Here is a 14,678-nt window from a genome sequence, read left to right as displayed (position 1 = left end):
CGCTCAGCCCAGCGGCTGCCCGCCCCTCGCCCCCGGCCACGGGATCAGGCCCTGATGATCGCCAAAACTTCGTCCCGTACCTTCGCCATCGTCGCCTCGTCCCTCGCCTCCGCGTTCAGGCGCAGGAGGGGCTCGGTGTTGGAGGGACGGACGTTGAACCACCAGTCGGCGGTGGTGATCGTGAGGCCGTCGAGTTCGTCGAGCCGTACGCCCTCCTGGTCCTCGTAGGCCGCCCTGATCGCCGCCAGGCGGTCCGTCTGGTCGGCGACCGTGGAGTTGATCTCGCCGGAGCCCGCGTAGCGGTCGTACTGGGCCACCAGGGACGACAGCGGGCCTTCCTGGCCGCCCAGCGCGGCCAGGACGTGCAGGGCCGCCAGCATGCCCGTGTCGGCGTTCCAGAAGTCCTTGAAGTAGTAGTGCGCGGAGTGCTCGCCGCCGAAGATCGCGCCGGTCCTGGCCATCTCCGCCTTGATGAAGGAGTGACCCACGCGGGTGCGTACCGGTGTGCCGCCGTTCTCCTCGACGACCTCCGGGACCGACCAGGACGTGATCAGGTTGTGGATGACCGTGCCCTTGCCGCCGTGCCGGGCGAGCTCCCGGGAGGCCACCAGGGCGGTGACGGCGGACGGGGAGACCGGGTCGCCGTGCTCGTCGACGACGAAGCAGCGGTCGGCGTCGCCGTCGAACGCGATGCCGAGGTCGGCCCCCTCCTCGCGGACGCGCTTCTGGAGGTCGACGATGTTGGCCGGGTCGAGGGGGTTGGCCTCGTGGTTCGGGAAGGTGCCGTCCAGTTCGAAGTACATCGGGACGGTGTCCAGGGGCAGCCCGGCGAAGACGGTCGGGACGGTGTGACCGCCCATGCCGTTGCCCGCGTCGACGACGACCTTGAGGGGGCGGATGGAAGTCAGGTCGACGAGGGAGCGCAGGTGGGCCGCGTAGTCCCGCAGGGTGTCCCGCTCGGTGATCGTCCCCGTGGCGGCCGCCGGCTCCGGGCCGCCCGTCTCGCTCCACCGCTCGACCAGTGCGCGGATCTCGGCGAGGCCGGTGTCCTGGCCGACCGGGGCGGCGCCCGCGCGGCACATCTTTATGCCGTTGTACTGCGCGGGATTGTGGGAGGCCGTGAACATCGCGCCCGGCAGGTCCAGCGCGCCGGAGGCGTAGTAGAGCTGGTCGGTCGAGCACAGGCCGATCTCGGTGACGTCGACGCCGCGGGCGGCCGCTCCGCGCGCGAAGGCCCGCGACAGGGCGGGGGACGTGGGCCGCATGTCGTGACCCGTCACGATGGCGCTCGCCCCGGTCACCTGGACGAAAGCGGCACCGAAGAGCTCGGCCAGCGTCTCGTCCCACTGGTCGGGAACGACTCCGCGCACGTCGTACGCCTTCACGAGCTGTGACAGATCAGCCACGGCCAACCCTTCTGAAAGTCCTGTCGGTCACCACAAACTACCCGGGCGTACTGACAGCGCGTAGCGCGGGAGCCGAGTGGACGCCCAGCCGTTATCTGAGGTCAGAGGGCGTCCGGGGGTCAGGGCAGCATCCAGTCCAGTACGGGTGAGCTCTGCCCGACCACGATCAGGCACATCACCAGCAGCAGTCCGAGGCTCCAGGGCAGCACCTTGCGCAGCAGGTCCCCCTCGCGGCCCGCGAGTCCGACGGCCGCGCAGGCGATGGTGAGGTTCTGCGGCGAGATCATCTTGCCGAGCACACCTCCGGAGCTGTTGGCGGCGGCCAGCAGCTCCGGCGACAGGCCGGACTCGCGGGCCGCGGTCACCTGCAACGCCCCGAACAGCGCGTTGGCCGAGGTGTCGGAGCCGGAGACGGCCACCCCGAACCAGCCCAGGACCGGCGACAGGAAGGCGAGGCCCGCGCCCGCGGCGGCCACGAAGTGGCCGATGGTGGCCGCCTGTCCGGAGAGGTTCATGACGTACGCGAGCGCCAGCACCGACGTCACGGTCAGGATCGCGAACCTCAACTCATGGACGGTGGCCGCCCATTCACGCACCGCCACGCGCGCGTGCACGCCGAGCACGAGGGCCGTGAGGATGCCCGCGAGCAGCACGAGGGTGCCGCCGGTGGAGACGACCGGCCAGGTGAAGACGTTGCCGCCGACCGGATCGCCGTCGGGGCCCACGACGTTCAGGAAGGGCCAGTCGTACGTCCGGGTCGCCTCGGCCAGCCAGTCCTTGACGGCCGGGATCTGGGCGACGGAGAAGATCACGACGATCAGGGCGTACGGCGAGTAGGCGCGCAGGACTTCGCCGCGCGGGTCGGTCTCGTCCAGGTCCTCGCTGCGCGCGCCGGTCAGCACGGACGCGCGTACGGACTCGTCGGCCGGTACGCGCGCGCGTGGCACGGCGACCAGGGCGCCCGCGCCGGCCAGGGCGGCGCCGATGTCGGCCAGTTGGGCGGAGACGTAGTTGGAGGCCGCGAACTGGGCGACGGCGAAGGCCACTCCGCAGACCAGGGCGGGCACCCAGGTCTCGCGCAGGCCCCGCTTGCCGTCGACGAGGAGCACCAGCACGAGGGGCACCACGAGGGCCAGCAACGGCGTCTGGCGGCCCACCACGGACGCCACGTCGTCCAGGGGCAGTCCGGTGACCTGAGCGAGTGTCACCACCGGTGTGCCCATGGCCCCGAAGGCGACCGGGGCGGTGTTGGCGACCAGCGCGACGACCGCCGCGCGCACCGGGTCGAAGCCGAGGGCGACGAGCATGACCGAGCAGATCGCGACCGGGGCGCCGAAGCCCGCGAGGGCCTCCAGGAGCGCGCCGAAGCAGAAGGCGACGACGAGGGCCTGGACGCGCGGGTCGTCGGAGAGCCGCCCGAAGGAGCGGCGCAGGATGTCGAAGTGCCGGGTGCGGACGGTCATCCGGTACACCCACAGGGCGTTGACGACGATCCACAGGATGGGGAAGAGGCCGAAGACGGCCCCCTGGGCGGCGCTGGAGACGGTCTGGCCCAGCGGCATGCCGTAGGCGAGCCAGGCGACCAGAGCGGCCGCCAGGAGGCCGGTGAGGCCCGCCAGGTGCGCCTTCATGCGGACGCCGCCGAGCAGGACGAGGACGATCACCAGGGGCAGGGCCGCGACGAGGGCGGACAGCCCGAGCGAGTGGGCGACGGGTTCGAGTTCCTGGACGTACACGGGCGCCTCCCCGATTCCGTCATGCGGAAAGCGATGTCTCACTTCGGCTCACGGAATGGTCGCGTCCGCGCCGGCGAACCGTCAATGGGCGTGCGTCAGTCGACGGAACACGTGCACAAGTGGCAGGCGGAACGGTTCAGTTGTCCGGCGAGCGCAGCACCCGGAGATGACCGCGGCGCGCGACCTCCATCGGGTCGGCCCGCCGGGCTCCGCCGGCCTCGGCCGCGCGCTCCTGAGGGCGGGCCGCCTCACGCACGGCGTTGGCGAGCGCTTCCAGGTCGTCCCCGCTGGGCCGGGCCGGGGCCGAACCGTCGAGGAGCCGGACGACCTCCCAGCCGCGCGGGGCGGTGAGGCGCTCGGAGTGCTCGGCGCACAGGTCGTAGCAGTGGGGTTCGGCGTAGGTGGCGAGCGGGCCGAGGACCGCGGTCGAGTCGGCGTAGACGTACGTCAGCGTCGCGACGGCGGGACGGCCGCAAGCGGTGCGCGAACAGCGACGTACAGGGCTCACGACGTTGGACGGTACCGCACTCTTGAGCGGGCCGCGACGACTCTCCCCCAGGTCACCCCACCGTGTCGTGTTGTGAAACGCCCCACACGCCCCTCCGATCACACCGCCATGACCTGCGCGGACACCCGTTTCCGGACAGCCGGTCCGACCCGAACGCGATCACCACTCGGTACAAACCATGTCAATCGCCTGGCGATCGACGGTCTCGGAGAGATACGGAATCGAGCCCAACCTTGGCTGGAATGCTCAACCGCCGACACGCCGTACGAGGCGGCCGTACGTGGTTTCGGACGGTGTCCCGATAGCGCGTGGGGGCCGGGCACCGGAGGGCGGTGAGGATTACCCTTCACCAGTGATGGACAACCCCGTACCGCCCCGTGCCACCGGCCCCGGGCCCCGCCGCCGTGATCGCCACGGACGAGGCATGCGCGGTCCGATCGCCCCGCCGCAGGTACCGCTCGCCGCGAGCCGGGCCGAGGCGTTCGCGGACCTGGTGCAGGACTCCGTGGAGCGCCTGGAGCGGCGCTGGCCGCAGCTCGCCGACATCGATTTCCTGGTCCTGGAGGTCCCCCGGCTGGACGGGCGGACCTGGAACGACGAGGCGGTGCCGCTCGGCGGGACGATTCCCGCGCGGGAAGGACGCCCCGCGCGCGTGGTCGTCTACCGGCGTCCCGTGGAGATCCGCACCAAGGGGCGCGACGAGCGGGCGGCGCTGGTGCACGAGGTCGTCGTGGAGCAGATCGCCGAGCTGCTGGGACTCACCCCCGAGACGGTCGATCCGCGGTACGGCGAGGACTGAACCGCCCACGGATCGTCCCGGCTACTTCTGGAGCACCGACAGGTCCTGGTCCGCCTCCGGCACCGCCACCATGCCCCGGTCGTCCGGGAGGGTCTGGATCGTGAAGCCCGGGACGCCGTCCTCCGTCGCCGCCAGGGTGCGGGCGCCGTAGACCGGGCCTCCCGAGACCCGCTCCACCGTGAGGGCGTAGGTGCCCTTGAGGCCGGTCGGGACCGGGGCCTCCACGTTCTGCGTGGTGCCCGCCCTGAGGGTGAACGTCTTCGAGACGGCCGCGCCGCCCTCGCTGCCCGCCGAGGCCGTGACCTTGACGGTGGCAGCGCCCTTGGGGGCGGTCAGGGACAGCGTGGTGCCCTTGGCGCTGTTGTCGGCGGCCGTCGCGCGCGCGCCGACCGGACGCGTGGCGGGAATGAAGGCCGTCTCCTGGTCGTCGCCCTTGCCGCGGACGACCCGCAGCGCGGCGACCACCGGCGCGGAGGCGTCGCTGGAGGTGAGCACCAGCGAACCGGCCTCCCCGCGCGTGACGTCACCGAGGTCGGCCGAGGCCGTCATGCCCGCCTTCACGTGCAGCGTCTCGTTGCCGGCGGGGGTGATCAGGCCGGACGGGGACGCGAGCTGCACCTTCAGGTCGGCGTCGGAGTCGCTGGGCGTGAAGGCGACCAGGCGCACGGCGGTGGCGTCCTTCGGGATGCCCGGCAGCACCAGGCTTCCGGACGGGTCGGTGGCGGCGGCCAGCCAGTCACCGCCGAGCTTGTCGTCCAGCGCCTGCACGGCCGCGCCCACACGCCCGCTGCGGACGTTCACATGGACGGTGAGGTTCTCCTGCTTCTCCTCTGTGAGCGTGGACAGCAGGATCGGGTCGCTGGAGTGCGGCGCGACGGTGATGCCCTCCCCCAGGGAGGAGTCCAGGGCGCCGTCCTTGCCGTAGAGCTCGATGTCGACGACGGCGGCGGAGTCGTCGGGGTTGGTCAGGTGGACGTAGTCGGTGCGGTCGGCGGCTGTGCTCACGCCCGGGAACCAGAACTCGGTGTCGGGGGCCGAGCAGTTGACGCCCTGGAGCCCGCGGCCGGAGCCCGCGGCGACCTGCGTGGTCTCCTGGACGGTCCAGCCGGGCGCGAACTTCCCCTCGGCGGTGCCGACGAGAGCCGGCGCGTCGCCGCCGGAGGTGTCACCGGTGGCGGGCTTGCCGGGCTCCTCGGGCGCGAGGACCGGCTTGCCGGCCTTCTTGCCCTTGTCCTTGCTCTTGCTCGTGCTCTTGCCGTCCGACTTCTCGGCGGCCGCCTGGAGTTCGGCCTTGCCGTCGCCGCCCGCGCCCTTGGTGACGGGAGTGAAGGACGTGTACGACGTCTCCGCTATGTCGGAGGTGCTGGGCGAGGGGCACAGCAGGCTGGTGCGCTCCACGGGCAGCTCGGCGGCCGTCCCGGCGGTGCCGGCGGCCTGCGGTGAGCTGAGCGTGGCGAACCCGGTGACGGCGGCGAGCGCCGCGGTGCCGGCGATGAGGGACACGGTGGTGCGGTTCACTGCTGACTCCCGTCGGGGCGCTCGCTGCCGGGGGCGCCCGGGTGCTGCTGCGCCGGGTCGTACGCGGGGTCGTAGCCCTGGTCGTACTGCTGCTGCTCGTACTGGCCGCCGTACGTCTGGTCGTACGACGTCTGCTGGTGCTGCCCGCCGTAGGCGTAGGGGTCGTACTGGCCGCCCTGGTAGGGGTCCGCCTGGTACGGCTGCTGGTCGTAGCCGCCCGCCGGGTACTGCTGGGCGTTCTGGTACTGGTCGTCGGCGTAGCCGCCGTACTCGGCGTGCGCGTGGCTCGGGGCGTCCCAGTCGCCGTAGGACTGCTGCTCCGGGACCGCGGCGGGGGCCTCCGGCGCGGGTGCGGGGAAGTCCTCGGGTCCGGGGGTCTCCTCGCCCTCGGCCTGGGCGCGCAGCCGGCGGGCGCGGCGCCCCTCGCCCGCGACGGCCTGGGCGGGCACGGCCGGCTCCTCGGGGAGGTCGTCGTCGACGTCGCGGCGACGGCCGGGCAGGGCCATCACCACGAGGACGACGGCGAGGAAGCCCTGGATCCACAGCCACAGGGTGTGGGTGAAGGGGTCGTCGAAGGTGACGTCCAGCCTGCCGCCCGAGGCGGGCAGTTCGAAGCCCTGGGCCCAGCCGTCGACCGTGGTGCGGGTCAGCGGCTTGCCGTCCAGGGTGGCCGTCCAGCCCTCGTCGGCGGTGTCGGCGAGGCGCAGGACGCGGCCGTCGGCACCGGACGGGACCGTGGTGTGGATGTCGACGGGGCCCGCGGCGACGGGGGTCGCGGTGCCGGAGCCGGACTTCGCGACGATCGTCGCGCGCGCGACCTCCTGGTCCACCCGCCACAGTCCGCTGCCGTCCTGCTGGCTGAGCCGGGTCAGGCCGGGGGTGGCGTCCAGCACGCGCGTGACCTCGCGGGGCGCGCCCTTGTGGACGAGGACGTAGCGCACGGCGAAACCGCCGAGCTGGTTCGCCTGGTCGGCGCCGGAGCCGGCGACGAGGTTGGCGACGACCTTGTCCAGCCTGGTGTTCTCGCCGTCGGCCGCGGCCAGTTCGGCGTCGCCGAGGCGGGCGCCGGAGCCGCGCACCAGCATGTAGCCGACGTGGGCGGAGGAGTCGCTGTCGAGGACGAGGGTGCGGGCCTGGTCGCGGGTGCCGCTCTCCTCGGCGACGAACGCGGGCACCTGCACGGGGTCGCGGCGCTCCAGCGGTCCGTCGGCGCCGCCGATCATCCAGCCTGCGGCGACGAGCAGCGGGCCCGCGGCGGAGGCGAAGGCGATCAGCGCGGCGACCGGCTGGCGCCAGCCGAAGCTCTGCTCGGCCACACGCGCGCGTGCCCCGTCGGCGCCGAGCATGGCGGCGGCCAGCAGGGCGAGACCGTAGACGAGGGTGGCGGGGCCGGCCCAGGTCGACTCGTTGGACAGGACCGCGAAGACGAGGCCGACCAGGGCCACCGCCCAGGCCGTCCAGATGCCGAACTGCCGCTCGGTGCGCAGCAGGGCGGCCAGCGCGGCCAGCACCACGCCGATGAGCATCAGCCCGTCGACGGTGCCGGGCCCGCCGGGGCTCGCGCCCAGCAGGTCGAGCGCGGAGGCGGTCGAGGAGCCGTACTCCAGGCCCGCCTGCTCGAAGAAGCCGAACGGCAGCAGCGTCAGCGACCAGGGCGCGAGGACCAGCAGCGGGGTGCCGAACTGGGCCAGGAAGCGCAGGCCGTAGGCGGTGATGTCACCGCGGCGCACCACCAGCAGGCCGATGCCGAGGAGCAGCGTGATCGGCCAGATGATCGGCGTGAACGCGGTGGTGATGGTGAGCAGCAGGGCGAACGCCCAGGTGGCGCGCCAACTGCCACGCGCGCCCGTGCTGTTCGTCAGTCCGGCCGCCGCGACGCCCGCGCGCGCGATGAGCGGCAGCAGGACGGCGAGGACGGCCGTGCCGACGCGGCCGCCGGCGAGGGCGCCGGTGGCCGCGGGCAGGAAGGCGTAGACGACGGCCGCCCACGCGCGCAGGAGGCGCGACTCGACGAGCGGTCTGGAGGCGAAGTAGGCCGTGAAGCCGGCCAGCGGCACCGAGCAGACCAGCAGGACCGTCAGCGCGAGACCGGTCGAGCCGAACAGCACGGAGGACAGCGCGGCGATGATCGCCAGGTAGGGGGGCGCGGAGGGGGTGCCGCCGGCGCCCACCGCGTGCCACGCGTCCGCGTAGCGCGCCCACAGCTCGCTCGCGTCGGCCGGGGCGGGCAGCAGGGCGCCGCCCGCGAGCGCGCCGCCGCCCAGGAGGTTGCGGCAGGCGACCAGGGCGACCAGCAGCAGCACCAGGAAGAGCACCGGCCCCGGCTTGCGGGCGATGCGCTTGAGGCGGGCGAACTGCTCGATCTCCAGGAACTCGGCGTCGTCGCCGCCGGGTCCGGACTCGATGCCGCCGCCGTGGCGTCCGGCGGTGGAGGCGTCGGCGTCGGAGCCGCCGAAGAGGTTGCCCGCGACCTGCTCGACCGTGGCCCGCACGGTCGCGCCGGGCGGCGGGAACAACTGCCGGAGCTCGTCCTTGTCGACGACCGGCTTGCCGCGGCTGCCGCGCCCGGCGATGATCCGCTCGGGCCGCAGCAGGGTGCCGAGGAGGCCGCGGATCTCGTCGAGGGCCTGTCCGGGGACCTTGCCGACGAGGTAGGCGACGGTCCGCAGCAGGGTGCCGAGGACCAGCCGCACCAGCACCCAGGGCAGCGCGGCGGTACGGGTGTTGACGAGCAGGGTGTAGGCGGCGCCGGCCTTGTCGACCTTGTGCGGGGAGGCGGTGGTGCGGCCCGCGCAGTCGACGGTGCGGCGCTCGCGGGAGGCTGCCTCGGCATGGCGGACGACGGCCTCGGGGGCGATGAGGACGCGGTGGCCCGCGGCCTGGGCGCGCCAGCACAGGTCGACGTCGTCCCGCATGAGGGGGAGGCGCCGGTCGAAACCGCCGAGCTGCTCGAAGACGTCGCGGCGGACCAGCATGCCGGCGGTGGACACCGAGAGCACGGACCGGACGTGGTCGTGCTGGCCCTGGTCCTGTTCGCGGCGGTCCAGGCCGGTCCAGCGGCGGCCGGAGTTGGCGATGGAGACGCCGACCTCCAGGAGCTGCCGCTTGTCGTACCAGCCGCGGAGCTTGGGGCCCACGACGGCGACGTCGTCGCGGCCGAGCTCCATTTCGTTCTCCACGACGCGCAGCAGTTCGGCCAGGGCGTCGGGTTCGGGGGCGCAGTCGTCGTGCAGCAGCCACAGCCACTGGACGGGCTCGCCGTGCGGCAGCTCCGGCAGGTCGTAGGCGTCGTCGCGCCAGGTGCGCGTGACCGGGTCCCAGCCGCTCGGCCGCTTGAGGTACGGCAGCTCGTCCGGGGTGAGGACCGGGGCGGTGCGCGTGGCCTCCTCGACGGCCTGGCCGAAGCCGGTGCGCCGGGCGAGGTGCAGCACCCGGTCGGCACCGAGGGCCTCGGTGACCAGCCGGGCGGAGTCGTCCGCGCTGCCGGTGTCGGCGGCCAGGGCGAACTGCACGGGGCGCTCCTGGCCGAGCAGCCCGGCGAGCGCGTCGGGCAGCCAGCGGGCGCCGTCGTGGGAGACGAGCACCGCGGTCACCACATGGCGCGGGAACTCAGGGGTGGCAGCGTGGTCTTGGGCTGCCGTGTGGCTGTGCACGGACATCGAGGTACGGGCCCCGGTTCGGTGGACTGCGGTGGACGCCTGTGCCCTGAGGGGGCGGCGAGGCGTCTCGGACGAGCGCCCACACTATCGGCTGGGCAAGACGGCGGCCCGCCGCCTGTGGACAACCAGGTGCGACGGGCCGTGCGGTTGCGTACGAAAAGTGCGGTGACGCCTGCCTCGGGTCAGACGGCGGCCTTCTTCAGCCTGCGGCGTTCGCGTTCCGACAGGCCGCCCCAGATGCCGAAGCGCTCGTCGTTGGCGAGGGCGTACTCGAGGCACTCGGAGCGGACCTCGCAGGAGAGGCAGACCTTCTTGGCCTCGCGGGTGGAGCCGCCCTTCTCGGGAAAGAAGGACTCGGGGTCGGTCTGGGCGCACAGCGCGCGCTCCTGCCAGCCGAGTTCCTCGTCCGCGTCGTCGACCAGCAGTTGCTGCACCAGCTCGGTCATGTGCGCCCCTCGTCTGTCTTCGCGTCCCCGTGTGACGGCCGTTACCGATTTCGGCTGAACGACACGAGTGAAATTACAAGTGTGCTGCTCCGGGCGAGTCAAGCCGAGATCTGCTATTGGGCCCCTTATTCACTCTGCGGAACCAAGGCCTTGCTGAAAGTGTTCAAATCGGCATAAACCTTGACAAGCAGACGAGACCCGAAAGGGCTGCCGAGTCGCACCGGGCCTTGCGGACCTGTACGGGGGAGGACGCCCATCAGTTCGAACTCGTTCCGTACGCCCGTGTGGAAGTCACGGAGAACTCACGGCCCGTGCGCCCGGTTGTGCGCCATGTGTCCCGGAAGACGCCTGAACAAACCTTTCACCACCCAGATGGACCGGATGAGGTGAAACATCTCCCACTTCCAGGGTGTCGAGTTGACAGTGAAGGTGTGAGCCGCTGTCCTTGTGGGCATGCTCGCGAACTTGGCGCTCACCTCGACCCGCACCGCCGGGTCCCACGGTGCTGCCCGCGCTCGCTGTAGCTGTTGTTGCTGTTCCAGCTGTTGAGCCCATCGCTCCGGCTGCTCCTGAGTCCATCGTGACTCGGCTGCTTGTGCCCCGCCCGCACCAGGGCATTCCTGTTCTCCCGCGATCCGGGCGGACGGTACGTGACACCCAGCCAGCCCCCCACTCTTCGCCGAGGACCCACCGCACCCATGAACAGCGACTACGACCTCCAGATCGCCGGCGACCTCCTCGAGGTCCCGCACCTTCTCCAGAGCCCCCGCGAGCACCCGGCCACCGTCGCCGAGTTCGCCGGACTGGCCCGCTCCATCGCCGCCGACCGCTCGCAGTGGGCCCACCTCGTCCGGTTCGACGCGACGAGCCGCTGGTACCACCGCCTGCGCACCGGACCCGGCTACGAGGTGTGGCTGCTGTCCTGGGTGCCCGGCCAGGGCAGCGGGCTGCACGACCACGGCCGCTCCGCAGGCGTCCTCACCGTCCTGGAGGGCGCGCTGACCGAGCGGACCGAGCGCGGCAAGCGCTCGCTGGCAGCGGGAGCGCAGCGGGTGTTCGCCCCGGGGTACGCGCACGAGGTCGTCAACGACGCGCTGGAGCCGGCGGTCAGCCTGCACGTCTACTACCCGGGTCTGACCGAGATGCCGATGCTCCCCCAGTCCGCACTCGACGCGGCCGGGCGGGCCCCCGTCGCCTGCGCCGCCGACGGAAGCCGCACCGAGGCGGACGCCGTAACCGCATGACGCGTTGTCGTAGCCGCCTGCAAGACTGGCTTCCATGCGAATCGTGGTTCTGGCAGGCGGCATCGGCGGTGCCCGTTTCCTGCGTGGTCTGAAGCAGGCCGCGCCGGAGGCGGACATCACGGTCATCGGCAACACCGGGGACGACATCCACCTCTTCGGGCTGAAGGTCTGCCCGGACCTCGACACGGTGATGTACACGCTCGGCGGCGGCATCAACGAGGAGCAGGGCTGGGGTCGCGCCGACGAGACCTTCCACCTCAAGGAGGAACTCGCCGCGTACGGCGTCGGCCCCGAGTGGTTCGGGCTCGGCGACCGGGACTTCGCCACGCACATCGTGCGGACGCAGATGATCGGTGCCGGGTACCCGCTGAGCGCGGTCACCGAGGCGCTCTGCGACCGGTGGAAGCCCGGGGTGCGGCTCATCCCGATGACCGACGACCGGGTCGAGACGCATGTCGCGGTCGAGATCGACGGCGAGCGCAAGGCCGTGCACTTCCAGGAGTACTGGGTGCGGCTGCGGGCGTCCGTGCCGGCCCACGCGGTCGTGCCGGTGGGCGCCGAGCAGGCCAAGCCGGCGCCGGGGGTCCTGGAGGCGATCGCCGAGGCGGACGTCGTGCTCTTCCCGCCGTCCAACCCCGTAGTCTCCGTCGGCACCATCCTCGCCGTTCCCGGCATCCGCGAGGCCGTCGCCGAGGCCGGGGTGCCGGTCGTGGGCCTGTCCCCCATCGTCGGGGACGCTCCGGTGCGCGGCATGGCCGACAAGGTCCTCGCGGCGGTCGGCGTCGAGTCCACGGCCGCGGCGGTCGCCGAGCACTACGGCTCGGGGCTGCTGGACGGCTGGCTCGTCGACACCGTGGACGCCGGCGCGGTCGCGCGGATCGAGTCGGCCGGCATCCGCTGCCGTGCCGTACCGCTGATGATGACCGACCTCGACGCGACCGCGCGGATGGCCCGGGAGGCGCTGGAGCTGGCGGAGGAGGTGCGCGGAGCTTGAGCGAGACGCCTGCCGACGGCTACCGGGTCTGGGCCGTCCCGGGTCTCCCCGAGGTGCAGCGGGGGGACGACCTGGCCAAGATGATCGCCGCCGCCGAGCCCGGGCTGGCCGACGGGGACGTCCTCCTGGTCACCTCGAAGATCGTGTCCAAGGCGGAGGGGCGGGTCGTCGAGGCCGCCGACCGGGAGGCCGCGATCGACGCCGAGACCGTGCGGGTCGTGGCCCGGCGCGGACCGCTCAGGATCGTCGAGAACCGGCAGGGGCTCGTGATGGCCGCCGCCGGGGTGGACGCCTCCAACACCCCCTCGGGGACCGTGCTGTTGCTGCCCGAGGACCCGGACGCGTCCGCGCGGGCGATCCGGGACGGGCTGCGGGACGCCCTCGGGGTCGACGTCGGGGTCGTCGTCACCGACACCTTCGGCCGGCCCTGGCGTGCCGGGCTCACCGATGTCGCGATCGGCGCCGCCGGGGTGCGGGTGCTGGACGACCTGCGGGGCGGGACGGACGCGTACGGCAATCCGCTCAGCGCGACCGTCGTGGCGACGGCCGACGAACTGGCCGCCGCCGGTGATCTCGTCAAGGGCAAGGCCGCCGGGCTGCCCGTCGCCGTCGTGCGCGGGCTGGCGCATGTGGTGGCCGACGGACACCGGGAGGGGGCGCGGGCCATGGTGCGCCACGCGCGCGACGACATGTTCCGGCTGGGGACCTCGGAGGCGGTGCGGGAGGCGGTCACCCAGCGGCGTACCGTACGGGCCTTCACGGACGAGCCCGTCGACCCCGGGGCCGTGCGGCGGGCCGTGGCCGCGGCCGTCACCGCGCCGGCGCCGCACCACACCACGCCGTGGCGGTTCGTGCTGCTGGAGTCGGAGAGCGCCCGGACCTCGCTGCTGGACGCCATGCGGGACGCCTGGATCGCCGACCTGCGGCGGGACGGCAAGTCCGAGGAGTCCATAGCCAAGCGGGTGCGGCGCGGCGACGTCCTGCGGAACGCTCCGTACCTCGTCGTGCCCTGTCTGGTGATGGACGGCTCGCACACGTACGGGGACGCGCGGCGGGACGCGGCCGAGCGGGAGATGTTCGTCGTCGCCACGGGGGCCGGGGTGCAGAACTTCCTCGTCGCGCTGGCCGGGGAGCGACTCGGCTCGGCGTGGGTGTCGTCCACCATGTTCTGCCGCGAGGTCGTGCGGGACGTGCTGGGGCTGCCGGAGGACTGGGATCCGATGGGGGCCGTGGCGGTGGGGCATCCGGCGCAGGAGCCCCGGCCGCGGCCGGACCGGGACGCGGGGAGCTTCATCGAGGTGCGGTGATGTGCGCCCGATGTGCCGAGGTGCGGCGATGGGCCTCGGGTTGCGCCTAGTCTCGTAGGGCTTCCACCGGTTCCTCTCGTACCCCAGGACTTCATCCGTGGCAGGACGTTTCACTCCCCGGCCCACCCGTACGACCGTGCGCGGCGGCGAGGTCGTCGTGCCCGCCGCGCGGCGGGAGGCGGCCCGGGTGGAGGCCCCGCTGGTGCGGAGGTGGACGCCGCCGTGGCCCGTCGACCTCGGGCTGGTGCTCGGGGCGCTTCGGCGGGGCCCGGCGGATCCCACGTTCCGGGCCCTGCCGGACGGCTCCGTGTGGCGGGCCAGCCGTACGCCCGCCGGACCCGGGACCCTGCGGGTGTGCGTGTACGGCGGCGAGGTGCGCGGCGAGGCGTGGGGACCGGGGGGCGAGTGGCTGCTCACACAGTTGCCGGAGCTGCTCGGGGCCGCGGACGATCCCTCCGCCTTCGTGCCCCGGCACCGGGTGGTGGCGCACTCCTGGCACCGGCGGCCGGGCTTGCGGCTGACGCGGACCGGGCTGGTACTGGAGTCGCTGATCCCGTCCGTGCTGGAGCAGAAGGTCACGACCGACGAGGCGTACCGGGCGTGGCGGCTGCTGGTGCGGAAGTTCGGGGAGCCGGCGCCCGGACCCGCGGCGGGCGGGCGGCTGTGGGTGATGCCGGCGCCCCGGACGTGGGCGTTGATTCCGTCGTGGGAGTGGCACCGGGCCGGGGTCGACAACAAGCGGGCCTCGACGATCCTGCGGTGCGTGCGGGTCGCCGCGCGGCTGGAGGAGGCGGTGGGGATGTCGCCCGCTGCCGCGCAGGCCCGGCTGGAGGTGGTGCCGGGGGTGGGGCCGTGGACCTCGGCGGAGGTGGTGCAGCGCAGTCATGGGGCGGCGGACGCGGTGACCGTGGGGGATCTGCATCTGCCGGGGATCGTGGGGTTCGCGCTCGCGGGGGACCGGGATGCGGATGACGCGGCGATGTTGTCGTTGCTGGAGCCGTATGCGGGGCAGCGGCATCGGGCGGCCCGGCTGATCCTGCTGAGCGGGCGTACGCCTCCCC

The 14,678-nt window shown here is 73.0% G+C and carries 11 protein-coding genes; 5 read left to right on the top strand and 6 right to left on the bottom strand.

The genetic code is table 11. The features are described 5' to 3' along the window. Positions 1 to 44: 44 nt before the first annotated feature. The 3 genes from AOJ26_RS09095 to AOJ26_RS09085 form a co-directional block, all read right to left on the bottom strand. Positions 45 to 1,412, bottom strand: a complete 1,368-nt coding sequence (locus AOJ26_RS09095) for a phosphomannomutase/phosphoglucomutase (protein ID WP_053847698.1) — start codon at positions 1,410 to 1,412, stop codon at positions 45 to 47. A gap of 113 nt (positions 1,413 to 1,525) precedes the next feature. Beyond that, complete coding sequence (locus AOJ26_RS09090) at positions 1,526 to 3,142, bottom strand: L-lactate permease (RefSeq protein WP_053847697.1); 1,617 nt, start codon at positions 3,140 to 3,142, stop codon at positions 1,526 to 1,528. Positions 3,143 to 3,278: 136 nt separating this feature from the next. After that, on the bottom strand, positions 3,279 to 3,650 hold the full coding sequence (locus AOJ26_RS09085; protein ID WP_020120748.1) for a DUF3499 domain-containing protein: 372 nt from the start codon (positions 3,648 to 3,650) through the stop codon (positions 3,279 to 3,281). A gap of 355 nt (positions 3,651 to 4,005) precedes the next feature. On the opposite strand from AOJ26_RS09085, the gene AOJ26_RS09080 reads away from it, so the two are divergent. After that, positions 4,006 to 4,449: a metallopeptidase family protein gene (locus AOJ26_RS09080; protein ID WP_078959810.1), complete on the top strand. Its 444-nt coding sequence runs from the start codon at positions 4,006 to 4,008 to the stop codon at positions 4,447 to 4,449. Between the two features lie 21 nt (positions 4,450 to 4,470). Here the strand turns inward: AOJ26_RS09080 and AOJ26_RS09075 are convergent, their stop codons facing one another. The 3 genes from AOJ26_RS09075 to AOJ26_RS09065 form a co-directional block, all read right to left on the bottom strand. Beyond that, positions 4,471 to 5,967 carry a DUF5719 family protein gene (locus tag AOJ26_RS09075; protein ID WP_053847695.1) on the bottom strand — a complete coding sequence of 499 codons (1,497 nt, stop codon included), beginning with the start codon at positions 5,965 to 5,967 and terminating at the stop codon, positions 4,471 to 4,473. Beyond that, positions 5,964 to 9,626 carry a glycosyltransferase family 2 protein gene (locus AOJ26_RS09070; protein ID WP_086724582.1) on the bottom strand — a complete coding sequence of 1,221 codons (3,663 nt, stop codon included), beginning with the start codon at positions 9,624 to 9,626 and terminating at the stop codon, positions 5,964 to 5,966. Before AOJ26_RS09070 ends, AOJ26_RS09075 begins: the two co-directional genes overlap by 4 nt. Before the next feature lie 182 nt (positions 9,627 to 9,808). Next, positions 9,809 to 10,072, bottom strand: coding sequence for a WhiB family transcriptional regulator (locus tag AOJ26_RS09065; protein ID WP_003990679.1), 264 nt, complete (start codon positions 10,070 to 10,072; stop codon positions 9,809 to 9,811). A 698-nt stretch (positions 10,073 to 10,770) separates the two neighbouring features. Between AOJ26_RS09065 and AOJ26_RS09060 the strand changes: the two genes are divergently transcribed. The 4 genes from AOJ26_RS09060 to AOJ26_RS09045 all read left to right on the top strand — a co-directional run. After that, positions 10,771 to 11,316 (top strand): cysteine dioxygenase, encoded by a 546-nt coding sequence (locus AOJ26_RS09060; RefSeq protein WP_053847693.1) that lies wholly within the window; start codon positions 10,771 to 10,773, stop codon positions 11,314 to 11,316. A 34-nt stretch (positions 11,317 to 11,350) separates the two neighbouring features. Continuing rightward, entirely contained in the window at positions 11,351 to 12,310 is a 960-nt protein-coding gene (gene cofD / locus AOJ26_RS09055) for a 2-phospho-L-lactate transferase (RefSeq protein WP_053847692.1), read from the top strand. Then, positions 12,307 to 13,617 (top strand): coenzyme F420-0:L-glutamate ligase, encoded by a 1,311-nt coding sequence (locus AOJ26_RS09050; RefSeq protein ID WP_053847691.1) that lies wholly within the window; start codon positions 12,307 to 12,309, stop codon positions 13,615 to 13,617. Before cofD ends, AOJ26_RS09050 begins: the two co-directional genes overlap by 4 nt. Before the next feature lie 97 nt (positions 13,618 to 13,714). Then, on the top strand, positions 13,715 to 14,678 hold a 964-nt coding region (locus tag AOJ26_RS09045; RefSeq protein ID WP_053847699.1), incomplete at its 3' end, for a DNA-3-methyladenine glycosylase family protein.

It is taken from the genome of Streptomyces sp. NRRL B-24085, assembly GCF_001282115.1.
Lineage (GTDB): Bacteria > Actinomycetota > Actinomycetes > Streptomycetales > Streptomycetaceae > Streptomyces.
The sequence above is the reverse complement of the archived record's forward strand: the minus strand, read 5'-3'. Positions and strand labels throughout refer to the sequence as shown.